We start from the raw sequence: 25349 nt of genomic DNA, 5'->3' as shown, positions 1-25349 counted from the left end.
TTTGATGAACAATGACTTTCAGGCCGACATCGATGCGATCGGCCGGATTGATGCCGTACCAATGATCCTCGATGTCGTTTGCCGCAGCACCGGCATGGGCTTTGCCGCCGTTGCGCGGGTAACCGACGATCGCTGGATCGCCTGCGAGATTCTCGACGCGATCGGTTTTGGCCTGACGCCGGGCGGTGAACTGGCTGTCAAGACCACGATCTGTGATGAAATCCGCGATAGCCGCGAAGCGGTGGTTATTGATGAAGTCGCGAAAGATCCAGTCTATTCCACTCATCACACGCCGGCCATCTATGGTTTTCAAAGCTATATTTCCATGCCTATCATCCTCCCGGACGGCTCGTTGTTCGGTACGCTATGCGCGATCGATCCAAGGCCGGCGCGTCTCAACAATCCCGAAACCATCGGAATGTTCAAACTGTTTGCCGAATTGATCGCCTTTCATCTGCATGCGAATGAGCGTCTGGCGATGACGGAGGCGGCCCTTCTCGACGAGCGCAAGATTTCCGAATTTCGAGAACAATTCGTCGCCGTGCTTGGCCATGATCTGCGCAATCCGGTCGCTTCGATCGATTCCGGAACGCGCATGCTGCTTCGCTCGCCGTTGGACGAGAAAGCGACGAACATCGTCAAATTGATCCGTGGCAGCGTCGTTCGCATGTCGGGCCTGATCGACAACGTGCTGGATCTGGCGCGCGCAAGACTTGGCGGCGGCGTGGTGCTGGAACTCGACGATGAGGAACCGTTGAAGCCGACACTGGTTCAGGTCATCGATGAATTGGCTTCCGTTCGGACCAGCCATGTCGTCGAGGCGCATCTCGATTTCGAAGATCCGGTGAAATGCGACCGGATGAGGATTGGCCAGCTCCTGTCGAATCTTCTCGGCAATGCCCTGATGCACGGTTCTGAGGACGGTCCCATTCGCGTTAACGCATCGATCGATAATGCCGTATTTGAGTTGTGGGTCTCCAACACAGGAGAACCTATCCCGCCGGAAGTAATGGCGCAATTATTCCTGCCGTTCTTCCGGCGTGAAGCGCGGGCCGGCCAGCAGGGACTGGGGCTCGGGCTTTATATTGCCTCGGAAATTGCGCGAGTGCATGGCGGGACCCTGGACGTTTCCTCGACCTCTGAAGAAACGCGGTTCACCTTCCGCATGCCGCTGGACCAATAGAGCCTCTGATAGGCCCAGCATGGGCCGGATATTCTCCACTTTGATTCACATCAATGGCGTTCGAGCACAGCCACGCAGCTGTCGAGATCATTGGTCGCGAGATGAGCGTAGCGCATCGTCATCGACAGGGTCTGATGGCCGAGCCAGATCTGTACGCGCCTGATATCGATGCCGCCGCGCACCAGCCGTGAGGCGCAGGTATGGCGCAGAATATGCGGGACCACCTGATCGTCCGCCCCAAGTCCGACTTCCGACTTGGCTTCGTTCCAGATCGCGCGAAAACGCACTTGCGTGTGCATGGCGAAGGGACCCTTCAACCGGCCATGCGGGATCTGGACGACCTCCTTCACCCGGGTGGTCAAAGGAACCGTGCGGCTGCGGCCGGACTTCGTCAGCCAGAAGGTCGAGCGCGAGTCCTGCAGGTCGTTCCAGTTGAGGCCGATTGCTTCGCCAAGCCGGCAACCCGTATCTACCAGAAAGACGCTCAACCTGTAGCTGTCTTCGCAACGCATGCGGATCGCCGAGAAAAGCCGCTGTTCCTCTTCGGCTTCAAGGAAGCGGATACGTCCCTGCCGTTCCTTTTGGCGCCGGAACTCTGGCAAATTGTAGATGTCGCCCATTTTACACGCCTTCCGCAGCAGCTTGCTCAAGGCAGCCATCTTTCGATTGATGGTTGCATTGCTATTGCCGCGCTCGCGTAGCGTGCCGATCACAGAATCGAGCATTTCTTGCGTGAAAACGCTGAAACGCTCGCCGCCCAATATTTCGCAGATTTCTCCAAGGAAAGACCGGACATTGGTTTTGTGCGAACCTTCATCCCAGAGAATACTGATATATTGCGCCGTCAGATTGTTGAGAGAATGCTCCTTGACCAATCGTTTGATCCCATGATCCGCCGAAGCATAGCTGAGATCGTACTGGAACCGGACCGGAAAAGCCGTTTCGGGCGGGGATGGGGCGACACCCAAGGCAGAGATCGTCATAATGATTGCGCTCTAATCGATAAAACAAACATCGGAAAAATATCTGACGAGTTGTACCCGTCTTTTCCGAAAGCGCAATCCAGAAGCCCATGCCACTTTAGGCTAATAGACTTCCGTTTGATAAAACCATCACCGGCTTCATCAACGTCCAACCTTGCTGGTTGTTGTCCAAACATGTCACCAACTCCTCGGTCCACGACCGGTTTAAAAATCCTCTCTCGCTAAATGTGTGCGTTGCTCTACGAACGCTGAAAATTGAATGGTGAATATGGTTTGAGGGGAAGGCCAACGCCGGAAAAAACCCGGCGTTGGATGTTCAGCTGATCAGATGTTTAGAAATTGCGCTGGAAGCGGACGATCCCGCCGAAAGCGTCTTCCGGAACAAAGTCGTCGTTGAACTTGGTGTAGTTGAGTTCAGGCTGAATCTTGAAGCCCGGAACAACTTCGTAGACCACGTTCAACGCAGCAGCGATCTTGCCAGCATCTTCGTAACCGACCTGCGCGTTGACAGTCGCCTTCTCCGTTACTGTGAAAGACCCACCGCCCCAGACGGCATAGTCGCCATTCCAGGAGCCATAGAAATTGGCTTCATCGCCATCGGACTTGTAACCGCCCATGACAAACAACGAGACGGCATCGCCGGCCTTTACGTCCAAACGGACCTTGCCAGCCCACTCTTCAGATACGGAGTCGTAACCAGCAACCGCCGAAACGCCGCCCCATCCCTGCGCAAATTTTGCACCTGCAACGAAATGCGGTGTGTAATCGTCGATTACAAAATCGCCTGCGCCCTGTTCAACACCGATCAAAGCGGAGAAGCCGTTGCCGCCAGTGAAGGTATAGTTGATCTGGTTGGTCTCGAATGGTCCATAACTGACGACATCGTCGCTGATGATGTCAGTTGTGTAATCCGTCCACGACGCAAACTGTGAATCCGTCACACCGACTCGGAAACCGCCGAGTTCGATAAAGGCGTTTGGCAGAGACTGTTCGTCGACGGCATTGGTGAACTGAAGACGAGCTTCGGCATAGGAGCGCAATGTGCCCAGCTCGGTTTCCGAGCGTGCGTCAAAACGGAGCGATGCACGACTGCGTACATTGTATCCGTCAAACCCGATGCCATCGTAAGCATCGTCACCTGCTTTGACATCAAAACGCACATAACCGCTTACCTTGAGGCAGGTCTCGGTTCCAGGGATGTAATAAAATCCCGCACCATAAGCATCGCACACTTTGACGTATTCGACAGGTTCGGGTTCGGCGACGACGACTGCGTCTGCAGCGCGGGCGCCGGTTACTGCAACGAGGGCTGCAGCGGAGCCGAGAAGTAGGCTCTTGATGTTCATTTCTGACCTCCAGTCAAGATTCGACGGGAGGCTCCTGGAAAATGGATAGCTGGCGCACCAATTGGCCAGCAAAAACCGGCTTTAGTGCCCGACCGAGCTGGAGAAGAGATTGACGATGAGCACGCCGGCAACGATCAGGACCAACCCGACGATCGCAGCAATATCCAGCGATTGCTTGAACCAGAACCAGCCAACGGCGGCGATCAGCACGATTCCCGCACCCGACCAGATCGCATAGACAACGCCGACGGGCATGGTTTTGAGCAGTATCGAAAGCAGGTAGAACGCCGCCCCATAGCCGGCAATGCAAACGAGCGATGGCCAAAGCCTGGTGAATCCATCCGCCTGTTTAAGGGCGGAAGTGGCCACGACTTCGCAGACTATGGCGATAAGGAGGTAGAGATATGTCATGTCAAATCACCATTCAGGGACAGCGGAAAATCGTTGATTCGATTCAGCGATTGGCCAGCAACACCGCTGTAATGGCCGATTCTTCGGGTGTTTGCAGTTCCAAACCCGCCACGTTCCGTCAAGATTTTATTAAAAATCGGGTTACCAATATTAATGAGCGGTAAAGATATTGCAGGACCCGAGGCGATTTCGTGGCTTTTGTGCAACAGCGCTCTGGCATAGAGCCCTCACAGGGTGCCGATGCGGACATTCGTGGTTGAAACCCCGGCGCTGGCGAGTATGGTCTGTCGAGAGGAAGGGCGTTCATCGCATTTCTTCTTGGACTTAGGGGATGGGGACAGGTTGTCCTTCAGCCAAATTGGAATGCCCAGACCCATTTTTAACTTTGACTGGAGGTCAGAAATGAACATCAAGAGCCTTCTAATCGGCTCCGCTGCAGCTCTCGTTGCAGTATCAGGGGCACGCGCTGCAGATGCAGTCGTTGTTGCTGAACCAGAGCCCGTCGAATACGTTCGCGTCTGCGACGCGTACGGCGCTGGCTTCTTTTATATTCCGGGGACCGAAACCTGCCTGAAGATCAGCGGCTATGTCCGTTATGACGCTGCTGGCGGCGACAATGTCTATGACGGCACCAACGTTGGCGCCAAGGACAACGAAACCTGGTACAAGCGTACACGTGCAGAAGTTCGTTTCGACGCTCGTTCGGAAACCGAGCTCGGCACCCTGCGTTCGTACATCCAGGGCCGTTTCCAGTACACCAACGGCATTGATGACGGCGGTTCGCTGCCACAGGCCTGGATCGAACTCGGTGGTTTCCGCATCGGTACTGCTGACGAACTCTTCGGTTCGTGGACAGATTATGCCGGCGCGATCATCAACGACGACGTGATCAACTACCAGTCCGGCCAGAGCAACCAGGTCAGCTACACTTTCGTTGGCGGCAATGGTTTCTCCGCAATGATCGGTGCTGAGCAGGGTCAGGACGACGTTACCGGCCTCGGCGGCAACTATGTCATCGAAGACTACATGCCACACGTTCTTGCTGGTGCGAAGTTCGAGCAGGGTTGGGGCAAGGTCTCCGGCGTTGTCGGCTATGACTCCAACGTTGAAGAATTCGCTGGCAAGCTGCGTTTGGACGTGAAGTTCAACGAGATGTTCTCGATGTTCTTGATGGGTGGCTATCAGTCCGGTTACGACAACAACTTCGATCCGGATACAGGCGCAGTTGATCTCGATGACCGTAACTGGTTCGGTACCTGGGAAGGCGATTGGGCAGCTTGGGGTGGTCTCTCCGTCAAGGCTACCGATAAGGCAACCATCAACGCACAGGCTGCTTGGGAAGACGAAGGCACCTACGCTCTCGCTCTTAACGTAGCTTACGAGCTGGTTCCTGGCTTCACAATCACGCCAGAAATCAACTACACCAAGTTCGACGGTGCACGTGAAGCTGCCTCTCTTAATGCCGGTGGCAACGATGACGCGTTCGGCGGTATCATCCGCTTCCAGCGCAACTTCTAATCCTTCACGGATTGGTTGATTTGGACCCGGCAGCGCAAGCTGCCGGGTTTTCTTTTGCCGGAAATCTGGTGCTCTACAATGTTTATGGCACGCGGACACACCCCTGTGTTGAAATGGCCATAAATAGCGGGCAGACATGATTGCGGGTAAGAGCTCGTTTGGAAAGTCGCTGTGGCGAGGCATATGGCGTTGTTTTCGAGAACCGGAGCGCAGCGTACTCAAGTACGTGAGCACCGGAAGCGCAGAAAATCGCGTTAGATGACCGCTGCAGCAGAGTTTCAAGATGGGCTCCAAGATAAGAAAGTATTGACTATATGCAGACGATCAAAAGCTGGTTCTGGCCGGGCGTCATCACCATTGCGCTGCTGACGGCCTTGGCTGTGTGGTTTTTGACAGATCCGATCGACCGTGAGCTCACAGAGACCGCCAACAATGCGCTTGAGACGGGCAATCCCTGGGCGAGCGCCGAAATCGATGGCCGCGATCTGGTCCTAAAGGGAATTGCACCATCCGAGGAAGCGCTCGCGGAGGCGTTGAAAATTGTGAGCGAGACGAGGGGCGTTCGCGTCGTCGACAATCAGGCGACACTTTTGCCTTTGGCTGTTCCGTTTTCCTTCGCGGTCACCAAGTCCGATGAAGGGATCCTGCTTTCGGGCAACGTTCCCTATGGCGATGCCCGCGCCAAGATCCTCGCCGCCGCGGAAAGTGCCATGCCCGGTATCGAAATTCTCGATGAAATGGCTGTGGCGCGCGGCGCACCGCCGGGTTTCTTCGATCTTGTCGATTTCGCGCTGGCGCAAGCGGCGCAATTGACTAATGGCGAAGTGGAAATTTCGGACGAAACCTACAATATCAGGGGTACCGCTGCCAATTCGAATGGTTATGATAGCTTGAATGCTGCTCTGCACATGGCGCTTCCGGGCAATGGAAAGCCGGGCGAGGTGAAATTGGAAGTGCCGGCCAGCGCCAGCAACAATTAGCCAACAGCCATTAGCCAACAGCCATTGGGAGGACAACGGCATGTGGTATTTGATCAGCGAGCTCTGGCTCTTTCTTCTGATTGCTGTTCTTGTCGGTTTCTATGTCGGCTGGTCGACCCAGGCCTGACTTCGATTGCGAAGGTGGGATAACGAATCATGGTGGTGTTCATTTTATCGTCGCTGTTCCTCATTGCCGCCGCCTTTATCATCGGCGCGATTTTAGGCAATGTTTCCAAGAGGTTCTCGGCAAAAAGAGATTCTATTTCTGAAAGCTCTACCAGAGCGGCCGATGCGCGGCTAGCGTCCCTGTCGCTGCTCGGTACACCTGCGAATGACGATGTGAAGAAATCTGCCAGAGAAGCCGCCGCCATGATTCCGCCGGCGGAACCGGTTCCCGCCCCAGACCCTGCGGGTGCGGGCCGCAGCAGATCAGGACGCAAGACGGCCGCGCCAAAGAAAAGCCAGGCAAAGGCCGAGGCGAAGATCGTGCGAAGCCCAAGGCAGGATGACAAGAACCGCCCGGCGTTGCTCAAGACTGCACGCCGCGGCAAGCCCGACAAGCTGACTGACATCGATGGCATTGGTGCCGTGATTGAATCGAAACTCTTCGCGGCCGGTATTTTCCATTACGATCAGATTGCTGGCTGGACTTCCGACGAAGCCGCCTGGGTCAGCGACGAAATCGGCTTTCCCGGTCGCGCGCATCGCGAGGGCTGGGTCAAGCAGGCCACAGGCTTGGTGAAGCCTGTCGCGAAGGCAAAGCCGAAGGCGGCGCCGAAAAAAGCTCCACCGAAGCCGGCGAGAACTGGCAAAAGCGGCTGAGCGCCTATCTCCCCCCTTGTGGGGGAGAAAGGGTTTTCTGGATTTAGCCTTTTCGCTAAATCCTTAGAAAACCCAAGAGAGGGGATTGGAGCGCATAAAGAACAATCCCCTCACTTGCAATTTCTAGCACTTAGCAAGAGCTAAGATGCTGAAATCGCTTTCTCTCCCGCAAGGGGAGAGTTAATCGGCATCTGAAGTCTCAACTTAAACCGCGCGTAGATCCACCCCGGCGGCAAATGCTGCGATCAGCTCGGGCAGGCGCCCGGTTTCCAGCATCGGCGCGTGGCCTTGGCCTGCCACGTTGATCACCTGCAGCGCCGGGTGCCTGCGTGTCATTTCCTCGACCGTTTCAGGTGCGAGCAGCGGTGTGTTTTCCCCGCGGATGACCAGCAGCGGCAATTGCGCCAACAGATCGAACTGCGTCCATAGATCAGGCAATTTCTGCGTAAAATCAACGCCTTGCAATGTTTTCACGAGGTTCGGGTCGTAGTCCGGGCGGATAGCTCCATCGATCTCGCGGTAAATCGCATGGGCGAAGCGCTCCCAGTCCGCATCCCTCAGCGCCGGAAATGCGGCCCCATGCACGGCGCGCTGGATTTCCGCCGCTTCAGTCCAGCTCTTCGGCAACCGCGGATTGTTCAAGTACTGGCTGATCTGCAATAATCCCGCCGGCGCGATCTCCGGACCGATATCGTTGAAGATCACGCCGGCAAGGTGCTGCGGCGCGATCGCTGCGAGGATGTGGATGATCAGCCCGCCACGCGACGTGCCGAGGAACACCGCGCGATCGATCCCGAGCACCCCGAGCCCCGCAATCACGTCGCCGGCTTCAGTGCCTATATTATAATGGGTGAAATCGGGATCGTAGGCCGACAGCCCGCGTCCGCGGTAGTCGAAGCTGACCACGCGCCGCGGCGTTTCCGGATGCTCCGAAAGCACCAGCGCCAGTTCGTGGAAATCCCTGGCGTTGCGCGTCAGGCCGGGCAGGCACACCAGCGGCAGGCTCTTCACTTCACGCGCCGGTTCATACACCCGCGCGTAAAGTTTCAACCCATCCGGCGCATCGTAGAACATGTCGCGAAAAACCAAGCGATCAGCCGCGCCGTCCGGCGGTCAAATCGCTTTCGATCTGCGCGTTTCCGGTAAGCCGCGCCTTGTAGACCTCGTAGTTTTCCATCACCCGCTGCACGTAATTGCGTGTCTCGGTGTAAGGAATGCGCTCGATCCAGTCGACAACCTCGTCGAGCGGCTTGCCACGCGGATCGCCATATTTCGCCACCCACTCAGTGGCGCGGGTCGGGCCGGCATTGTAGCCGGCAAAGGTAAGCACATACGAACCATCGAACTTCGAGATCTGCTCGCTGAGGAATTTCGCGCCAAGCGTCGCGTTATAGGCGGCATCGGTCGTCAACCGGTCCTTCGAATAGCTCATGCCGGCGCGGGTGGCGACGCCTTTCGCCGTTCCAGGCAGAAGCTGCAGCAGGCCGCGCGCCCCGGCGCTGGATACGGCGGCCGGGTTGAATTCGCTTTCCTGCCGGGCGATGGCATAGGCGAGGGCCGTGCCGGAGCCGGAGATATTGGCATTGCCGGGGATGGCGCCGATCGGATGCGACAGCGCGCCCACATCGATGCCGCGCTGCGCCGCAGCCTTGCCGACGCGCAGGGCGACATAGTGATTGCCCTTGCGCTCGGCCATCACGGCCAGCAGCGCCAGTTCGCCGGGACTGTCGAGTTCCTGCGCCAGGCTCGTATAGAGCATCGCCGCGCGTGAATCGTAACCCGTGTCCTCCAGCCGCTGGATCGCACGCACGGCCTCGCGCTGTGCAAAGCGCGTACGCTCGGCGTCAGTCGGCTTGGGGTAGGGCAGCTGCAACCCGGATTGCCCGAGCTTCGCCGCCGCAAGCTGCCCGTAGAACGTAGTGCCGTAGCGGGAAGCCCGCGCATAATACTCGCTGGCGCTGCCCGCGCTGCCGGCTTCCGCCGCGCGGCCGAGCCAGTAATAGGCGCGCGAAGCCGACATCGGCTTCGACGAGATCTCGGCGATCCGGGCAAAATGCTTCTGCGCCGTTTTCGCGTCGTTCAGCGCCCGCAGCGCCACCCAGCCTGCGTGAAACTCCGCATCCGCCGCAACGGCCGGTGTCTCGGCGCTGTGCGAGGCGGCAACGCGGTAGGCGCGCTTGGCATCGCCAATGTCCAGCAATTCACGCGACAGCACCCGGCGCTCGGTCCACCACGCATCCGGATCGACCAGCGAAGCCGCATCGCGCGGCGCCGCAGCCATGGTCTCCGCCGCTTCCTTGTATTTCTCCTGCCGCCGCAAATATTGCGCCTTGGCGAAGATATAGGCGGCGTTCTGCGCCCAGGATCCATCCACCTGCGCCAGTTTCTTGCCCGCATCAGGCGCCTTCTGCAGCACGGCGGCAAAGGCCTGATACAGCGATGTCGCACCGGCAAGCTTGGCCACGCGCCCGGCGGATTTCACCTTGCCCTCATAGAGCATGGTCAGCATGCGCGTCAGGTGATCCTCGCGCGAAATGACCGCGGAAAACTCCTTGAGGATCATCGCTTCCTGATTGTCGTCGAGCTTCTTCGTGCGCCAGAATGGCCCGAGGATTTGCCGTGCGGCCCGCGGGTTGCCGCTGGCCACATAGGCGCGGGCGAGGATCACCGTGCCCTCGAATGTCTGCGGCGCGGTATTGCCAAAGGCGCCGATGACCACCGAAGGCGCCGGATTTTCCTTGAAAAGCGCCCGTTCGGAATTGCTGCGGAAAGTCGCCATGCCCGGCCAGCCCGGCAGTTCTGCGGCGGCCTGCGCAATCTCGGAGCTAGGCACGCCCGGCGCATTGGAAAGGCCGATCGCCCAGGTCAATATATGCCGATCGAGCGCCTGCGAGGGCAAGCCGTTGCGGATGCCGATCGCCCGCCGCACGTCTCCCGAAGCGATGGCGTCGAGCCCGCTCTTCAGGCTCCCGGCGATAGCGGTCGGCTTGGACGGCTGGCCAATGCCCGCCGTCGTCACCGGGTCGGGATGCATCGCCGCCTGGATAGCCGGGCTGACGCGCGTTTGCGTCGAGGCGAAAGGCTTCAGCGTAGGGATCGGGACCGCTGCCGAAGGCACAGGATTTTGGGCGTGCGCAGCCGACGCCGTCAACGCGAGCGTGAGGCCAAGAAGAACATGACGCAAAACAGAAGTTCTCAGCATACAACTACCGGTTATGTTGAAGCGGATCGGCGACTTTTTTGAGAATGCAGCTTGATGAGGCAGCTGGTGTGGTTTTCGAGGACCGGCGCGCAGTGGACATTTCGTCCATGAGCACCGGAAGCGCAGAAAATCGCATCAGATGTCCATCAGGGTGCATTCGCATGAAGTCGCTTGGGGGCCCCTGATCCGAAGACAATAGCATAATAATGGCGGACGTATGAAAGCACTCTTAACGAAGCGTTAGCCGGAAAGGTGGGATTTGAACGGTAACAGGTTCGTGACGGGCGGTCGCTTCGAAGGAGCAGTGTGTTAACGGAGCGGGCAAGTTTCGCGGCTATGGAAGTACAATTAGAACGATGACCCGAATAGGTGCACCTGGCCTTGCGGTCTGCTCACCTAAAACCAAGGCAGGGAGGCGTTGCCAGTGTCAAGGGATAATCGTCGGAACACCGCCTTCGAATCTAAGGAAAAAATCAATCAAGTTGCCACTACCGAGGCGAAGCTCGAGGTACTCGTGTCCGAGGTTAACCTGCTCCGTTGAGAACGCGTCATTGACAAGAGGCGTACTTGGGTCGGCATCGATCGCCGATAGATCGATGATATCCCCGTTATCCAGATGGATGAAATCACATTCGAGTTGATCATCTGGCGAGGCAGCGAACCGATCCCGGAGACTGTCAGTTAGGCTTTTGTAGATAAAGGTGTCGGCCCCACCCTCGGGATCTCTACCAAAAATTTCATCGGCACCTACTCCACCATAAATTATATCGGTTCCAGACGCGGATTGGGATTGCCCATCACCACCAAAGATAACGTCATCACCCGCTCCTCCGCTCAGGAAGTTGTCTCCAGAGTTGCCCCGAATTATGTCAACGAAATTCCGTCCGGGACCATCGATAACGATATTCGATCCGGTGATGTTCTCAATAAAGTTCAGCGTATCGCCCTCTGCATCGCCGCCCGTATTCTCTGGGCCCAAGTGAACTTGGACTCCGGCGAGCGACGTCGAATAATCGGCCGTGTCGGTCCCATCGCCACCATTGAGCGTATCCGCGCCAGCGCCGCCAATCAGCGTATCGTTACCCCCCATGCCGTTGAGCGTGTCATTGCCGCCAAGGCCGATAAGGATATTGTTGCCAGCGGGTCCGGCAGCGGCATTGCCAGTGATCGTGTCGCCCTGGTTGGTGCCGACGACATTCTCGAAGCCGCCGCCGATTTCGTCGAGCCCGGCGTTGCTGGTGCCGGGCAGGAACTGGCCGATATTGACCCCGCCAGAGGCATTGAGCGTCAGCGTGATGCCGCCGCCCGTAGCGCTCTCGTAGCTCAGCGTGTCGATACCGGCGCCGCCATTGAGCACATCGATGCCGCCGTTTCCTTGTATAAAATCATTGCCGTTGCCGCCAGTGATGGTATCGAGTCCGCTGCTGCCATAAATCTGGTCGCTGCCATCGCCGCCGGTGAGCACGCGGGGGAGCAGAGTTGCGAGTCCGCCAACGTTGTGGGCATCGATAAGGTCGTTGCCGCTCAAGCCGTTGACAAGGGCAAGGAGGCTGGCGGAGCGCGTAAACGTGATCTTGTCGTTCCCGCTGTTTGGGACGTTGGGATCGAATGGGGGCCATTGAAAGCAACAGCCGCTCGGGGAATGGTCCGTTCGGTCCAAGGTCCGTTATAAATGTCCAAGTAATTGCTGCCGAAATAGAAGGGATCCAATGCCATGTACTCCCGTTTTCGGGCTGCATGGGCCGGTGTCCTCCCCAGGGCCTGCTACCTCCGCAGCCAACGCTATTAACCATACGCCTTTAGGATGAGAAAGCAACAAACTATACTACAAACGTAGTAATAAAAATGGGTTAGTCAGCAATAGAATTGCGACATCTTCAAGCCGTTACTGCTGCTGGAAGGAATTATGGCGCGTTGCGCAAGGATCGGCGCGGGCAAGACTGTCGATGGTAGTTCACGGGCAAAGAAGGGGCCGAACTGGACGCCGTCCTCCGTTTGAAAAGCCACTACAGCCAAGTTCACAAGAGGGAAAGCGAGAGACCATCGCCTCTCGCATCTCTCTTTGTTGCAGATAAGACAGAGCCGCTTTGGGACATGATCAAAGAATGAATATGCCCTGCGGACGGCGGCTGTTTCATGGCAATCGACGCTTGTGCGGGAAATTGCGCCCACAATCCTGTACTGGCGGAGATGCCTGAAACAGTTGGCTCAGCCGGCTTCGTCCTCGCAAATATGTGAAGCCGACGAATGGACGGGGTTGCACGTCCTCGGGGAGGGACGCGCATGGAGGAGGCGGCGGCGTGGACAGATTTTGCTGCCTCCTCCTGTATGCTTCGAAAATTGATTAAATCTGGTGAGCCGGCCGGTTTGTATAAATAATGACAGGTTTCCGTGAGTTATTATTATTCGCGGAGATAAGATGTATGTTGATGAATATTTAATTCAGTTAGAAGTTTAACAGAAACTTAAAGACTAATAACCAATATTATTTAATTTAATACTTAATATTGATTACAAAGTGGTGTATAGTGCTACCGTTGGTTGCAGGGTGATAGGTCCATGACTGGGAAAACCAGCCCATGCAGCCCGAACGGGGAGGGCAAGCTCATGCCTCTTGGTCAATTTGAATTCGATCTTTTGAGCATCTACAACGGTCCATGGGTGGCGCTGCCCGACAATGTCGCCACGGGCACTGGCGGCAACGACGAAATGCACATTAAAACTCCTATCGCGCTGGTGAATGGTTTCGGCGGAAATGACCTCATCAAGATCGAAGCTCCGCTTCCCCTTCTCAACGAAATCAACGGAGGCGCCGATGACGATCAGATCTATGGCGGCGGCGGCGCTGACATAATTCTTGGCGGCGAAGGTGATGACTATATCGAGGGCGGCGGCGGCATCGATACCCTGACTGGGGGCGATGGGGAGGATGCGTTAGGATATTCGCTGGCAACGGGTGGCGTCACGGTCTCGCTCAATTCGATTGGGGGTGGCTCGGTGTCCGGCGCAGGAGTTGGCATTGCAATTGACGTCATCCTCAGCGGCTTCGAGAACATCGTTGGTTCGGATCATCACGACATTCTTACGGGCAACAACCTTGCCAATAAATTGTTTGGCCTCGACGGCGATGACAGGCTGAACGGCGGCGACGGCAATGATACTCTGGTGGGTGGCATCGGCGGCGACACCCTGAATGGGGAGGCGGGCAACGATACTCTCATGGGCGGAGTTAGTGGCGATACGCTCAATGGCGGCAGTGGAGACGATATCTTGGACGGGGGTGATGGCGTTGACAACTTGAACGGCGGCGCAGGCAATGATGACATCAAAGGGGGAAGCGCAAACGACACCATCCATGGAGGTGGCGGAAACGACCGGATTACTGGGGGGGCCGGACTTGACACCCTGTATGGCGATGCGGGAAACGACACTTTCGTTTTCACTTCTATCAACGATATCCTGCCATCACTCGGTGACTACATACTTGACTATCAGTTACACGCCGACTTCAGTGACATCATTGACGTGTCCGCGATTGACGCGAATACGACTATAGGTGGCGAGCAGGCCTTTAGCTTCATTGGCAGTTCAAACTTCTCAAAAAGCGCGGGTCAGCTCAGAGCCACCACTTCCAAAATCGAGGGTGATGTCGATGGCGACGGTCGAGCTGATTTTAAGATATTTGCCGACACAATTTACAATCATGAAGCCAGGGATTTTGTCTTGTAGTGTAGTGCAACCGCAAGGCATTTTTCCACATTGCCGCCCCGGCTTCAGTTCGGTCGGGAGCGGCTGTGTCGCCGTCAGGACATCCGTACTCATTCGGCTGCGTATTTCCGTAGAATCATATTAATGAGAGTTTAATTGAACGGTCGTTTCTTTAATTTTCGCCTCGAACCCATTCGAAGCCCGAAATTGGCATGTTTGCGACGCTCATGTCCCGATCTGGATACGCAAATGGTGCGAACTTATGCCGAACTCACACAAACATTGGCGATTCTCATGCAAGAAACCTCGATTCCGGTGCAAGAATTTCAACCGGCGCGGGAATTTTAGTTGTCTCAAGTTGATGATTTCCATCACCAAAAGGAACTTGTAACCAAAAGCCCGCGCGACTATGGTGCGCCACCTCTCGACCGGCTAGGGTCGCGGGGCTGATCATTGTTATTTCGGAGTTTCCCATGCTGAAAGGCTCAATCACCGCTCTCGTCACGCCCTTCGATCAGGACGGCGCGTTCGACGAGAAATCCTTTCGTGGCTTTGTTTCCTGGCAAATAGACAATGGAACCAATGGGTTGGTTCCTGTCGGCACTACGGGTGAATCGCCGACGCTGTCCCATGCGGAACACAAGCGCGTCGTCGAGGTTTGCATCGAGGAAGCCGCCGGGCGCGTGCCGGTGATTGCGGGCGCAGGCTCCAACAATACGCGTGAAGCCATTGAATTGGCTGAGTTTTCTGAAAAGGCGGGTGCCGACGCCATTCTCGTCGTCACGCCCTATTACAACAAGCCGAGCCAGCGCGGTCTCTACGCCCATTACGCGGCGATCGCCGAAGCCGTGTCGCTGCCGATCATCATCTATAACATTCCGGGGCGGTCGATCATCGACATGACGCCGGAGACGATGGGCAAACTTTCCAATGATTTCAAGAACATAGCGGGCGTCAAAGACGCGACCGGCAAGATCGAACGCGTGTCGGAACAGCGCATCACCTGCGGCAAGGATTTCATCCAGCTCTCCGGCGAGGATGCGACGGCGCTCGGCTTCAACGCCCATGGCGGCCATGGCTGCATCTCGGTGACGTCCAATGTCGCGCCGCGGCTTTGCGCGGAATTTCAGGCGGCAACGCTCGCTGGTGAATATGATAAGGCATTGTTACTGCAAGATAAATTGATGCCGTTGCACAAGGCGCTGTTCCTTGAGCCCAACCCGTCCGGGCCGAAATATGCGCTGGCGAAGCTTGGCAAGATGCAGAATGCGCTCCGTTCGCCGATGGTGCAGGTCGAGGCCCATACCGCCGATCGTATCGATCAGGCGATGCGGCACGCCGGCCTGGTGAATTAAGGTTCGGAATCCCATATAAATTGCATGAACAAGCCAAAAACTGCCTCAAAACCCATCACGGTTCGCAAAATCATTGCGGAAAACCGTAAAGCGCGCTTCAATTTCGAGATTCTCGACACGCTGGAGGCTGGCATCGTCTTGCAGGGCACCGAGGTCAAGTCGCTGCGCCGCAACCAGTCGAATATTGCCGAGAGCTATGCCAGTTTCGAGAATGGCGAGTTCTGGCTGATCAACTCCTATATTCCGGAATATCTGCAGGCCAACCGCTTCAACCACGAGCCCCGTCGTCATCGTAAGTTGTTGATTTCAAAGCGGGAAATGTCGCGGCTGGCGCAGTCCGTGGATCGTGAGGGGATGACGGTCGTGCCGCTGAAGCTCTACTTCAACGACCAAGGCCGGGCCAAGCTCGAGATCGCCGTGGCGCGCGGCAAGAAGCTGCATGACAAGCGCGAAACCGAAAAGCAGCGCGACTGGAACCGCGAGAAATCACGGCTTATGAAAGAGCGCGGCTAGGTTTTATCCAGCGATATCATCGAGATAGGCTCTGACCTCTGCGAACACACCCTTGAACATCTCCGTCGTCAACCGGCCGGTATTGGTGTTGTAGCGCGAGCAGTGATAGCTCGAAAAGATCCGGATATTGCCGATGTCGGATTGCCCGCCATGGCTGAACGGAAACTTCGCTACGGGCCGGTTAAAGGCCCGGATCGTCGATTGGTGCGCGATGGTTCCAAGGGTGACAATGACGCGCAAATTGACGAATTGTTCGATGGTCGGGGTCAAAAACCGCCGGCAATTGCTGATTTCGCCGCCGACTGGCTTGTTTTGCGGCGGAACGCAGCGAACCGCATTGGTGATGGCCGCATCGATCAGCTGCAGGCCATCGTCGGGACGCGCTGCGAACGTGCCGCGCGAAAAGCCGAATTCATTCAACGTGTTATAGAGAAGATCGCCGGCATAGTCGCCGGTGAAGGGCCGGCCCGTGCGGTTGGCGCCGCGCAGGCCGGGCGCAAGTCCGACGATGAGCAACTTGACTGATTGAACGCCCTCGACGGGGAGGAACGTGGGTACTGGCCCATTGTGCCAGCCCGGCTCCTTCACCCGCCATTCGGCGATGAAATCATGCAGGCGGACACATATGGGGCAATCGGGAGAGGGTTCGACGCTCAAACCCGTTGCGATCAATAATCGACCTGTTCTTCTTCAACCCGCGGCCTCGGCGCCCGTTCGGACGGTTCACGGCCGATCTCGGCTCGCAGCGATGTCAGATCGATGAAATGATCGGCCTGGCGGCGCAATTCGTCCGAAATCATCGGCGGCTGCGTCGATAGCGTCGAAACGACGCTGACCTTGCGGCCTTTGCGCTGCAGTGCCTCAACCAAGGAGCGGAAATCACCGTCACCGGAGAAGATAACGAAATGATCAACCGTATCAGTAAGTTGCATGGCATCGACAGCAAGTTCGATATCCATGTTGCCCTTGATCTTGCGGCGGCCGGCAGAATCCGTGAATTCTTTCGCAGGCTTGGTCACGACCTTGTAACCATTGTAGTCAAGCCAATCGATCAGCGGTCGAATTGAAGAATACTCCTGGTCTTCGACCAGAGCAGTATAGTAATAGGCGCGCAACAGATAACCACGTTTCTGGAAAGCCGAGAGAAGTTTGCGGTAATCTATATCAAATCCGAGTACCTTGGACGCTGCGTAGAGATTTGCACCATCGATAAACAGGACGATTTTTTCCCGGGGATCAAACATAATAACGTTCCATTTCAAAAATCTGAGCTTCAATTTCAAATCAGCTGGAGAATAACAAAGCCCGATCTGATCTTATACGAAAGTTGAATATTTAATTACGTCGGGTTGGGGCAAAAGCCAAGACCTTGATTGAAGATTTGTATATGTTTTTGGACATAAGTGCTCAACATTCGGTGAGGTATCACACTGGATTCGTTCCATGTAGCGCGAACTCTCGGCGCTTTTGCTTGTTTTTTTCGCGCAAGCGCGTTATGTCCCCATTAATCCGCTAATTCAGTTAAAAATGAAAGGGGCAGTTTATGGCCCGCGTCACTGTTGAAGATTGCGTTGACAAGGTTGAGAACCGTTTTGAACTGGTTCTGTTGGCCAGTCACCGCGCGCGCCTGATTTCGCAAGGTGCAGCGATCACCATCGATCGCGATAATGATAAAAATCCGGTGGTTGCTCTGCGTGAAATCGCAGAAGAAACGCTTTCACCCGGTGACCTGAAGGAAGATCTGATTCATTCGCTGCAGAAGCATGTGGAAGTCGATGAGCCGGAAGCAGTCGCTGTGCCGCAGGTTACTGCTGATAGCGATCTGACCGAGACTGTCGAGACCGAAGCTGACGACAATGTTTCCTTCGATTCGATGTCGGAAGAAGAACTGTTGGCCGGTATCGAAGGGCTGGTAGCCCCCGAGAAGAGCGACGACTACTAGGAGACCGGTTTAAACGTCTCTACATCAAATCTTTTTTGATGCGTCGCAGTCTCTGCGGCGCATTATTTTTGCGTGTTGGTAACGCAATAACCATATAGACGGCATAACAATTCTATCTTCGACCAAATTCTGTTTGTGTGTAACTCCGGAGACCCCCATCCATGATGCGTCAGTATGAGCTTGTCGAGCGTGTCCAGCGTTACAAGCCTGACGTCAACGAGGCGTTGCTTAACAAGGCCTATGTCTATGCCATGCAGAAGCACGGTCACCAGAAGCGCGCATCGGGCGATCCGTATTTTTCCCACCCGCTGGAAGTCGCTGCCATCCTGACCGACATGCACCTCGACGAGGCGACCATCGCGATCGCCTTGCTGCACGACACTATCGAGGATACCTCGGCCACACGGCAGGAAATCGACACGTTGTTCGGCCCGGATATAGGCAAACTTGTCGAGGGGCTGACCAAGCTGAAAAAGCTGGATCTTGTCTCGAAAAAGGCTGTTCAGGCTGAAAATCTGCGCAAACTGCTGCTGGCGATCTCTGATGATGTGCGCGTCCTGCTCGTCAAGCTCGCCGACCGCCTGCACAACATGCGCACGCTTCACCACGTGCCCGAAGACAAGCGCCTGCGCATCTCCGAAGAGACGATGGATATCTATGCGCCGCTGGCTGGCCGCATGGGTATGCAGGACATGCGCGAGGAGCTGGAGCAGCTCGCATTTCGCTACATCAACCCTGAAGCCTTCAACGCCGTCACCAACCGGCTCGCGGAGTTGATGGAGAAGAACAAGGCGACGCTGAAGCAGATCGAAACCGATCTTTCCAGCCTGTTCGAAAAACACGGCGTCAAGGCCAGTGTCAAAAGCCGGCAGAAGAAAGCATGGTCGGTGTTCCGCAAGATGGAGAGCAAGGGTCTTTCCTTCGAGCAGCTATCGGACATTTTCGGGTTTCGGGTCGTCGTGGATACTGTTGCTGATTGCTACAACGCGCTCGGTATCATTCACACAACCTGGTCGATGGTTCCGGGACGGTTCAAGGACTATATCTCGACACCGAAGCAGAACGATTACCGTTCGATTCATACGACCATCGTTGGGCCATCGCGCCAGCGCGTCGAACTGCAGATCCGCACCCGTGAGATGAACGACATCGCCGAATATGGTGTCGCGGCGCATTCGATCTACAAGGATCGCGGCAGTGCACAGAATCCCCACGTCATTTCGACCGAAACCAATGCCTATGCATGGTTGCGCCAGACGATCGAGGCGCTGGCGGAAGGCGACAATCCGGAAGAGTTTCTCGAGCACACGAAGCTTGAACTGTTTCAGGATCAGGTCTTTTGTTTCACGCCGAAGGGCCGGCTGATTGCACTGCCGCGCGGCGCCACACCCATCGATTTCGCCTACGCTGTGCACACGAATATCGGCGATAGCTGCGTGGGCGCCAAGGTCAATGGCCGCATCATGCCACTGATGACCGTTCTGCATAACGGCGATGAAGTGGAGATCATCCGCTCCAAGGCACAAACACCGCCTGCCGCCTGGGAATCGATCGTTGTCACGGGCAAGGCGCGCGCTGCCATTCGCCGCGCCACGCGGCTGGCTGTGCGCAAGCAGTATTCCGGCTTGGGCATGCAGATACTTGAACGGGCGTTCGAGCGGGCAGGGAAGGTCTATTCGCGCGACGAATTGAAGAAGGGTTTGCCTCGGCTGGCGCGCAAGGAAATCGATGATGTTCTGGCTGCAGTCGGCCGTGGTGAATTGCCATCGTCCGACGTGATGAAAGCGGTCTATCCGGAGTATCAGGACGCCAAGCCCAAGCCGAGTGCTCCCGACCGCGAGGAAGGTTGGGTGAATTTCCGCAACACTTCCGGAATGATCTTCAAGATGCCGGAGGGTGCGGAGGCCGCTGGTCTGGAACCGGGTGGACCGAACGCCCTGCCGATCCGAGGCGCTAGCCCGGATATGCCCGTGCACTTCTCGCCTGAAGGCGCGGTTCCCGGCGATCGGATCGTCGGCATTCTCCAGCCGGGCGCAGGAATGACAATTTATCCGATCCAGTCCTCGGCACTGATGGCCTATGACGATCAACCGGAGCGTTGGATCGATGTTCGCTGGGATATAGATGAGAGCCGCCGCGATCGTTTCCCGGCTCGCATAAACATTTCGGCGATCAATGCGCCGGGATCACTAGCGGAAATTGCGCAGATCATTGCTGAGAACGAGACAAACATTCACAATCTTTCGATGGTCCGTACAGCCCCGGATTTCACACAGATGATCGTTGACCTCGAAGTGTGGAATCTCAAACATCTCAACCGGATATTGTCAAAACTTAAAGAGAGCAAATGCGTCAGCGATGCACAGCGCGTTAGTGGATAGAGAGGCGGAATGAATACAAATGAGGTTCTGGACGTGTTTCGCGAAGCGGGGGCGGTGCTGGAAGGGCATTTCATCCTGACATCAGGTCTGCGCAGCCCGATCTTCTTGCAGAAAGCACGCGTCTTCATGCATGCGGACAAGACCGAACGTGTCTGCCGTGGCCTCGCGGAGAAAATCGAAGGCGCCGGCCTTGGCCAAATTGACTATGTGGTTGGTCCCGCCATCGGTGGTATCATTCCGGCCTACGAGACATCACGGCATCTGGGCGTTCCGGCGATCTGGGTCGAGCGTGAAAATGGTATTTTCAAGCTTCGTCGCTTTGAGATTGCCAAGGGTGCGCGTGTCGTCATTGTTGAAGATATCGTGACGACAGGGCTTTCCATTCGTGAAACTGTGACTTGCCTGCAGGAGCTGGGTGCGGATGTACTGGCAGCAGCGTGTATCATCGACCGGTCAGCTGGAAAAAGTGATGTGGGAGTACCATTGATAGCGCTGGCGGAATATGAAGTGCCGGCCTATCCTGCCGATGACCTTCCGCCTGAACTTGCCGCAATTCCGCCTGTTAAGCCCGGTAGTCGCAACATCTGAATGAACTAAATGAACCAAAGCGGATTTGACATATTCAAAGTATACGTTGCTTTGGTGCAGAAGGACTTGAATAGAAATGCTCTTCAAGAGGCGTAAAGAACCTTGTCTGCGGGAACGGCTGCGCGTGGCCCTTTGGCCTCGCCGTTCCGTCGGTCGGTCTTTACGCTATTTCGGCAAGCGTGTCCTAAGACTTCGAGCCACACCCCACGCTATCGCAACTGGTTTTGCATGCGGCATCTTTGCTGCATTCATTCCGCTTCTCGGCGTCCACATTGCTGTTGCCCTGACTATAGCCTGGTTGATCGGAGGCAACATTGCTGCGGCAGTTATCGGGACAACCTTGGGTAATCCTTTGATTCTGCCTTTCATCTGGGCCGCTACGCTGGAAGTCGGTCGCTTCGTTCTGAGTGGCAGTCTGACTGGAGAGCCCTTGCCACCGCATCTCGGCGCCATGCTCAGGCATCTGGACTTTCTTGTTCTGTGGCAACCGCTGATCAAGCCCATGCTGATCGGAGCCGTTCCGCTCGGTCTCATCGCAGCGCTACTCATCTATTTTCCGGTGCGCTGGACAGTTGCAAAGTTCCAGCATCGGCGGCACAAGGCCGCATTCCGCCTGGAAAAGGCAACCGAGCCGACATGATCATTGGAATCGGTAGCGATTTGATCGATATCAGGCGTATCGAAAAGACGCTCGAACGGCACGGCAGTCGCTTTGTCGACCGGGTCTATACTCCAATTGAACAGGCCAAGTCTGACCGCCGCAAAGAACGAGCAGCTTCCTATGCCAAACGCTTCGCCGCGAAGGAAGCCTGCGCCAAGGCTCTCGGCACGGGCCTGTCACGCGGCGTATTCTGGCGCGACATGGGCGTCGTCAACCTGCCAAGCGGTGCACCCACCATGCAACTAACAAATGGAGCGGCGGAACGGCTCTCGGCAATCACGCCCGCCGGTTGTTCCACACGAATTCATTTGACCATCACCGATGATTTTCCCCTTGCACAAGCATTTGTGATTATCGAGGCGCAGAGAATCGAAGAATAGCCGTAATCAAACGGCATTGAGCGGCATTGCCCCCCGCGCGTTCAGCGGTTAAGAGGGGGCACATTTGGTTTTTGGAGATATGAGACACGTGAGCGACAAAGCTGTTGTGAAGAATTCTGGTGGTCTTGGTGAGACGATCAGCGTTATCGTGCAGGCGCTGCTGCTCGCCCTGGTTATCCGGACGTTGCTGTTTCAGCCCTTCAACATCCCATCCGGCTCGATGAGGCCGACCCTGCTTGAAGGCGATTATCTGTTTGTCTCGAAATTCTCCTACGGTTATTCCAAATATTCGATTCCCTTTGCGCCAGATCTGTTTTCGGGACGCGTCTGGAGCGGTGAGCCGAAACGCGGCGATATCGCCGTATTCCGCAAACCCAATGATACGTCTCTTGATTTCATCAAGCGCGTTATCGGACTACCGGGTGACAAAATCCAGATGCGCGGTGGTGTACTCTACATCAATGATGTGGCCGTACCGCGCGAGAAGGTTGGCCAGATCGACAATCCCGACGTGACGGAGGTCAACCGGCCCGTCGACGTCTATCGTGAAACGCTGCCGAACGGCATCACCTACGATACGCTTGATCTGACGCCGAACGGCCTGGGCGACGACACGCGGGAATTCATTGTTCCAGCAGGAAACTACTTCATGATGGGCGACAACCGGGACAATTCGAGCGATAGCCGATTTGACGTCGGCTATGTTCCGCTTGAGAATTTCGTTGGCCGCGCCAACATCATCTTCTTCTCGATCGCCGGAAAAGCAAGCCCGCTTGAGATTTGGCGCTGGCCCTCGGAGGTTCGCTTCGGACGGTTGCTGCACAGCGTCAACGGCACTCCAAACTCCGTCCAGAACAATTGATGAGCCAATGAGCCTGTCCGCCGACGCCGTTCGCAGACTGGAGGAAAAAACCAGGCACACCTTTCGCGATCTCGGTCGTCTGGAGCGTGCGCTTACCCATGCAAGTGCACGCCCTTCGGCCGGGTCCGACTATGAGCGCCTTGAGTTTCTGGGCGATCGGGTTCTCGGTCTTGTGATCGCCGAACTGCTATTCAGGGCCTATCCAACCGCGACGGAAGGAGAACTGTCCTTGCGGCTGAACTCCCTCGTCAACGCCGATACCTGTGCGTCGGTTGCTGACGAGATTGGTCTGCATGAGTTCATTCGTACTGGCTCCGATGTGAAGGGCCTTGCGGACAAACGGCTCAAAAGCTTGCGCGCCGACGTGGTTGAATCGCTGATCGCCACGATTTATCTGGACGGCGGACTGGAAGCGGCGCAACCTTTTATCGAGCACTATTGGGATGCCCGCTCGCGCGAAATCAATTCGGCGCAGCGCGATCCGAAGACAGAATTACAGGAATGGGCGCACCAGCAGAATGGCGCTCAACCGATTTACAGCGTGGTCGACCGCATAGGTCCGGATCACGATCCACAGTTTACGGTGAAGGTCGATGTCAAAGGCTTCGATCCCGCGACCGGTATCGGCCGCTCGAAGCGCATTGCCGAACAGGAAGCCGCGGTTGCGTTGCTTTATCGTCAAGGCGTTCGTAAGAAGACGCAGGAAGAAGAACCATAATGACCGAACAAGAACAGACAACAGAAGTCGACGCAAAGCCCGATGTCCCAACCCGCTCGGGCTTTATCGCTTTGATTGGCGCGCCGAATGCGGGCAAGTCAACGCTGGTCAACCAGCTCGTCGGAAGCAAGGTGTCGATCGTTACCCATAAGGTGCAGACGACGCGCGCGCTGGTGCGCGGTATCGTCATTCACGAGCAGACGCAGATGGTACTGGTGGATACGCCCGGCATTTTCAAGCCGAAACGCCGTCTGGACCGCGCAATGGTCACGACTGCTTGGGGCGGTGCCAAGGACGCCGATCTCATTTTGGTGCTCATCGATGTCGAGCAAGGGATCGACGAAGAGGCCGAAGCCATTCTCGGCAGTCTCCATGAAAAGAAACGCAAGGTGATCCTCGTTCTCAACAAGGTGGATCGTATCGAGGCGCCGAAGCTGCTGGAACTGGCGCAAAAGGCCAATGAAATGGTCAATTTCGACAAGACGTTCATGATTTCCGCGTTGAAGGGCTATGGTTGCAAGGATCTGTTGAAATACCTTGCCGACAATTTGCCGGAAGGTCCGTGGTATTACCCGGAGGATCAGATTTCCGACATGCCCATGCGTATGCTTGCAGCAGAAATCACCCGCGAAAAGCTCTATCTGCGCCTGCACAATGAGCTGCCCTATTCGTCACACATCGAGACGGAGAGCTGGGAAGAAAAGAAGGACGGTTCCGTTCGTATTCAGCAGGTGATCTATGTCGAGCGCGACAGCCAAAAGAAAATTGTTCTCGGACACGAGGGACAGGCGATCAAAGCCATCGGCCAGGCCGCGCGCAAGGAACTGATGGAAATCCTCGATCAGAAAGTGCATCTCTTTCTTTTCGTCAAGGTTCGTGACAACTGGGGCAATGACCCTGAGCGTTACCGCGAAATGGGCCTTGAATTCCCCAACTCATAGCGCCAGTCTCGTTATATGGAATGGCATGACGAGGGCATAATCCTTGGAACGAGGCGGCACGGGGAAACCAGTGCTATCCTTGAATTGATGACGCGCGAGCACGGCCGTCACATGGGACTGGTACGCGGCGGGCGTTCTCGTCGCATGCAGCCGCTATTGCAGGCAGGCAATCGCGTCGACGTCATCTGGCGTGCGCGCATAGATGAACATCTGGGCATGATGCAGGTCGAGCCTGTCAGTTTTTCCGCTGCGCGATTGATAGAGCAGCCGGTGGCGCTTTATGGGCTACAGCTGGCGGCCGCGCATTTGCGATTGCTTCCGGAGCGCGATCCGCATCAGAATTTGTTCGAAACGCTGGCCATCATCCTCGAACATTGCGAAGATACATTGATTGCCGGGGAGCTGCTTGTACGCTTCGAAGTGATGATGCTCGAGGAACTGGGTTTCGGTCTGGATCTGAAACGCTGCGCCTCCACGGGCACGGATCAGAACCTGACCTATGTATCGCCGAAATCCGGACGTGCAGTCTCGCGCGATGCCGGAGCGCCGTGGGCGGACAAGCTGCTTGCCATGCCTCCGTTCATGGTCAACTCGAGCGTGCGCGCTGGATCGCTTGCCGAAATCATCGCTGCGTTCCGGCTGACCAGTTTTTTCTTCACCCGGCATGTCTGGGAACCCCGGGCGCAAAAGCCGCCTGAAGCACGCGACGGCTTCCTGAATGCTGTTGCCAGATCATTGTCGAATTCGGCAATCTCCCCCTCCGAGACCAGCCATCTCCTCTAAAACTTGTTGAAAAACTGCAACTTCGCGATCTGGATTTCGCCAAACCGTGTTCAGTCGAAAGTCATGCGTTGA

Annotated in this window: 23 protein-coding genes and 1 pseudogene; 16 read left to right on the top strand and 8 right to left on the bottom strand. The window is 56.2% G+C overall.

Annotation, left to right across the window (positions count from 1 at the left end; genetic code table 11):
- The first annotated feature begins 4 nt into the window (after positions 1-4).
- Positions 5-1183: a GAF domain-containing sensor histidine kinase gene (locus FHS21_RS02590; RefSeq protein ID WP_112528115.1), complete on the top strand. Its 1179-nt coding sequence runs from the start codon at positions 5-7 to the stop codon at positions 1181-1183.
- Positions 1184-1233: 50 nt separating this feature from the next.
- Here the strand turns inward: FHS21_RS02590 and FHS21_RS02585 are convergent.
- The 3 genes and pseudogenes from FHS21_RS02585 to FHS21_RS02575 all read right to left on the bottom strand — a co-directional run.
- Positions 1234-2037 (bottom strand): annotated as a pseudogene (locus FHS21_RS02585) (tyrosine-type recombinase/integrase); the annotation flags it as partial.
- Between the two features lie 461 nt (positions 2038-2498).
- Positions 2499-3512, bottom strand: coding sequence for a porin (locus tag FHS21_RS02580; RefSeq protein WP_112527728.1), 1014 nt, complete (start codon positions 3510-3512; stop codon positions 2499-2501).
- Positions 3513-3593: 81 nt separating this feature from the next.
- On the bottom strand, positions 3594-3923 hold the full coding sequence (locus FHS21_RS02575) for a DMT family transporter (protein WP_112527730.1): 330 nt from the start codon (positions 3921-3923) through the stop codon (positions 3594-3596).
- A 402-nt stretch (positions 3924-4325) separates the two neighbouring features.
- Here FHS21_RS02575 and FHS21_RS02570 point away from each other — a divergent pair, with 402 nt between their 5' ends.
- The 3 genes from FHS21_RS02570 (at position 4326) to FHS21_RS02560 (ending at position 7243) form a co-directional block, all read left to right on the top strand.
- Positions 4326-5441 carry a porin gene (locus tag FHS21_RS02570; RefSeq protein ID WP_112527732.1) on the top strand — a complete coding sequence of 372 codons (1116 nt, stop codon included), beginning with the start codon at positions 4326-4328 and terminating at the stop codon, positions 5439-5441.
- A 314-nt stretch (positions 5442-5755) separates the two neighbouring features.
- A complete protein-coding gene (locus tag FHS21_RS02565) occupies positions 5756-6421 on the top strand; it encodes a BON domain-containing protein (protein ID WP_112527734.1) in 666 nt (221 codons plus the stop codon).
- A gap of 156 nt (positions 6422-6577) precedes the next feature.
- On the top strand, positions 6578-7243 hold the full coding sequence (locus tag FHS21_RS02560) for a helix-hairpin-helix domain-containing protein (RefSeq protein ID WP_112527736.1): 666 nt from the start codon (positions 6578-6580) through the stop codon (positions 7241-7243).
- Between the two features lie 204 nt (positions 7244-7447).
- Here FHS21_RS02560 and FHS21_RS02555 read toward each other — a convergent pair whose 3' ends face one another.
- The 3 genes from FHS21_RS02555 to FHS21_RS02545 all read right to left on the bottom strand — a co-directional run bounded on the left by FHS21_RS02555 (position 7448) and on the right by FHS21_RS02545 (position 11973).
- Entirely contained in the window at positions 7448-8332 is an 885-nt protein-coding gene (locus FHS21_RS02555) for an alpha/beta fold hydrolase (protein WP_312879831.1), read from the bottom strand.
- A gap of 4 nt (positions 8333-8336) precedes the next feature.
- Positions 8337-10445 carry a lytic transglycosylase domain-containing protein gene (locus tag FHS21_RS02550; RefSeq protein WP_112527738.1) on the bottom strand — a complete coding sequence of 703 codons (2109 nt, stop codon included), beginning with the start codon at positions 10443-10445 and terminating at the stop codon, positions 8337-8339.
- 427 nt (positions 10446-10872) lie between these two features.
- Positions 10873-11973 carry a calcium-binding protein gene (locus FHS21_RS02545; protein ID WP_183660889.1) on the bottom strand — a complete coding sequence of 367 codons (1101 nt, stop codon included), beginning with the start codon at positions 11971-11973 and terminating at the stop codon, positions 10873-10875.
- Positions 11974-13106: 1133 nt separating this feature from the next.
- Between FHS21_RS02545 and FHS21_RS02540 the strand changes: the two genes are divergently transcribed.
- From FHS21_RS02540 to smpB, 3 genes are all read left to right on the top strand, one after another.
- Complete coding sequence (locus tag FHS21_RS02540; RefSeq protein WP_162701868.1) at positions 13107-14174, top strand: calcium-binding protein; 1068 nt, start codon at positions 13107-13109, stop codon at positions 14172-14174.
- Positions 14175-14626: 452 nt separating this feature from the next.
- Positions 14627-15508 carry a 4-hydroxy-tetrahydrodipicolinate synthase gene (gene dapA / locus FHS21_RS02535; RefSeq protein WP_112527744.1) on the top strand — a complete coding sequence of 294 codons (882 nt, stop codon included), beginning with the start codon at positions 14627-14629 and terminating at the stop codon, positions 15506-15508.
- A gap of 24 nt (positions 15509-15532) precedes the next feature.
- Positions 15533-16021, top strand: coding sequence for an SsrA-binding protein SmpB (gene smpB, locus FHS21_RS02530; RefSeq protein WP_112527746.1), 489 nt, complete (start codon positions 15533-15535; stop codon positions 16019-16021).
- A gap of 3 nt (positions 16022-16024) precedes the next feature.
- Here smpB and FHS21_RS02525 read toward each other — a convergent pair whose 3' ends face one another.
- Both FHS21_RS02525 and FHS21_RS02520 read right to left on the bottom strand, forming a co-directional pair.
- Complete coding sequence (locus tag FHS21_RS02525) at positions 16025-16678, bottom strand: uracil-DNA glycosylase (protein WP_183660887.1); 654 nt, start codon at positions 16676-16678, stop codon at positions 16025-16027.
- Positions 16679-16689: 11 nt separating this feature from the next.
- Positions 16690-17265 carry a LabA-like NYN domain-containing protein gene (locus FHS21_RS02520; RefSeq protein ID WP_112527748.1) on the bottom strand — a complete coding sequence of 192 codons (576 nt, stop codon included), beginning with the start codon at positions 17263-17265 and terminating at the stop codon, positions 16690-16692.
- A 299-nt stretch (positions 17266-17564) separates the two neighbouring features.
- On the opposite strand from FHS21_RS02520, the gene rpoZ reads away from it, so the two are divergent.
- From rpoZ to recO, 9 genes are all read left to right on the top strand, one after another.
- On the top strand, positions 17565-17963 hold the full coding sequence (rpoZ, locus tag FHS21_RS02515) for a DNA-directed RNA polymerase subunit omega (protein ID WP_112527750.1): 399 nt from the start codon (positions 17565-17567) through the stop codon (positions 17961-17963).
- 161 nt (positions 17964-18124) lie between these two features.
- Positions 18125-20344 (top strand): RelA/SpoT family protein, encoded by a 2220-nt coding sequence (locus FHS21_RS02510; protein ID WP_112551241.1) that lies wholly within the window; start codon positions 18125-18127, stop codon positions 20342-20344.
- A gap of 9 nt (positions 20345-20353) precedes the next feature.
- A complete protein-coding gene (pyrE, locus tag FHS21_RS02505) occupies positions 20354-20932 on the top strand; it encodes an orotate phosphoribosyltransferase (RefSeq protein ID WP_112527755.1) in 579 nt (192 codons plus the stop codon).
- A gap of 76 nt (positions 20933-21008) precedes the next feature.
- Complete coding sequence (locus tag FHS21_RS02500; protein ID WP_112527757.1) at positions 21009-21572, top strand: DUF2062 domain-containing protein; 564 nt, start codon at positions 21009-21011, stop codon at positions 21570-21572.
- Complete coding sequence (acpS, locus tag FHS21_RS02495) at positions 21569-21973, top strand: holo-ACP synthase (protein WP_112527759.1); 405 nt, start codon at positions 21569-21571, stop codon at positions 21971-21973. Before FHS21_RS02500 ends, acpS begins: the two co-directional genes overlap by 4 nt.
- 79 nt (positions 21974-22052) lie before the next feature.
- Positions 22053-22835, top strand: coding sequence for a signal peptidase I (gene lepB, locus FHS21_RS02490; RefSeq protein ID WP_112527761.1), 783 nt, complete (start codon positions 22053-22055; stop codon positions 22833-22835).
- 7 nt (positions 22836-22842) lie between these two features.
- On the top strand, positions 22843-23553 hold the full coding sequence (gene rnc / locus FHS21_RS02485) for a ribonuclease III (RefSeq protein WP_112527763.1): 711 nt from the start codon (positions 22843-22845) through the stop codon (positions 23551-23553).
- Positions 23553-24494 carry a GTPase Era gene (era, locus tag FHS21_RS02480; RefSeq protein ID WP_112527765.1) on the top strand — a complete coding sequence of 314 codons (942 nt, stop codon included), beginning with the start codon at positions 23553-23555 and terminating at the stop codon, positions 24492-24494. Before rnc ends, era begins: the two co-directional genes overlap by 1 nt.
- Positions 24495-24509: 15 nt before the next feature.
- Positions 24510-25277, top strand: a complete 768-nt coding sequence (recO, locus tag FHS21_RS02475) for a DNA repair protein RecO (protein ID WP_112527767.1) — start codon at positions 24510-24512, stop codon at positions 25275-25277.
- Positions 25278-25349: the final 72 nt, after the last annotated feature.

This window comes from Phyllobacterium trifolii (genome assembly GCF_014192095.1).
GTDB classification, from domain to species: domain Bacteria; phylum Pseudomonadota; class Alphaproteobacteria; order Rhizobiales; family Rhizobiaceae; genus Phyllobacterium; species Phyllobacterium trifolii.
Note: the sequence above shows the minus strand (reverse complement) of the source record. Positions and strands in the feature narration are given on the sequence as shown.

Bases quoted from the DNA above. Each gene is read 5' to 3' on its own strand.
- FHS21_RS02590 (WP_112528115.1), top strand. From the start codon at position 5: ATGAACAATGACTTTCAGGCCGACATCGATGCGATCGGCCGGATTGAT.
- FHS21_RS02580 (WP_112527728.1), bottom strand. From the start codon at position 3,512: ATGAACATCAAGAGCCTACTTCTCGGCTCCGCTGCAGCCCTCGTTGCA.
- FHS21_RS02575 (WP_112527730.1), bottom strand. From the start codon at position 3,923: ATGACATATCTCTACCTCCTTATCGCCATAGTCTGCGAAGTCGTGGCC.
- FHS21_RS02570 (WP_112527732.1), top strand. From the start codon at position 4,326: ATGAACATCAAGAGCCTTCTAATCGGCTCCGCTGCAGCTCTCGTTGCA.
- FHS21_RS02565 (WP_112527734.1), top strand. From the start codon at position 5,756: ATGCAGACGATCAAAAGCTGGTTCTGGCCGGGCGTCATCACCATTGCG.
- FHS21_RS02560 (WP_112527736.1), top strand. From the start codon at position 6,578: ATGGTGGTGTTCATTTTATCGTCGCTGTTCCTCATTGCCGCCGCCTTT.
- FHS21_RS02550 (WP_112527738.1), bottom strand. From the start codon at position 10,445: ATGCTGAGAACTTCTGTTTTGCGTCATGTTCTTCTTGGCCTCACGCTC.
- dapA (WP_112527744.1), top strand. From the start codon at position 14,627: ATGCTGAAAGGCTCAATCACCGCTCTCGTCACGCCCTTCGATCAGGAC.
- smpB (WP_112527746.1), top strand. From the start codon at position 15,533: ATGAACAAGCCAAAAACTGCCTCAAAACCCATCACGGTTCGCAAAATC.
- FHS21_RS02520 (WP_112527748.1), bottom strand. From the start codon at position 17,265: ATGTTTGATCCCCGGGAAAAAATCGTCCTGTTTATCGATGGTGCAAAT.
- rpoZ (WP_112527750.1), top strand. From the start codon at position 17,565: ATGGCCCGCGTCACTGTTGAAGATTGCGTTGACAAGGTTGAGAACCGT.
- FHS21_RS02510 (WP_112551241.1), top strand. From the start codon at position 18,125: ATGATGCGTCAGTATGAGCTTGTCGAGCGTGTCCAGCGTTACAAGCCT.
- pyrE (WP_112527755.1), top strand. From the start codon at position 20,354: ATGAATACAAATGAGGTTCTGGACGTGTTTCGCGAAGCGGGGGCGGTG.
- FHS21_RS02500 (WP_112527757.1), top strand. From the start codon at position 21,009: ATGCTCTTCAAGAGGCGTAAAGAACCTTGTCTGCGGGAACGGCTGCGC.
- acpS (WP_112527759.1), top strand. From the start codon at position 21,569: ATGATCATTGGAATCGGTAGCGATTTGATCGATATCAGGCGTATCGAA.
- lepB (WP_112527761.1), top strand. From the start codon at position 22,053: ATGAGACACGTGAGCGACAAAGCTGTTGTGAAGAATTCTGGTGGTCTT.
- rnc (WP_112527763.1), top strand. From the start codon at position 22,843: ATGAGCCTGTCCGCCGACGCCGTTCGCAGACTGGAGGAAAAAACCAGG.
- era (WP_112527765.1), top strand. From the start codon at position 23,553: ATGACCGAACAAGAACAGACAACAGAAGTCGACGCAAAGCCCGATGTC.
- recO (WP_112527767.1), top strand. From the start codon at position 24,510: ATGGAATGGCATGACGAGGGCATAATCCTTGGAACGAGGCGGCACGGG.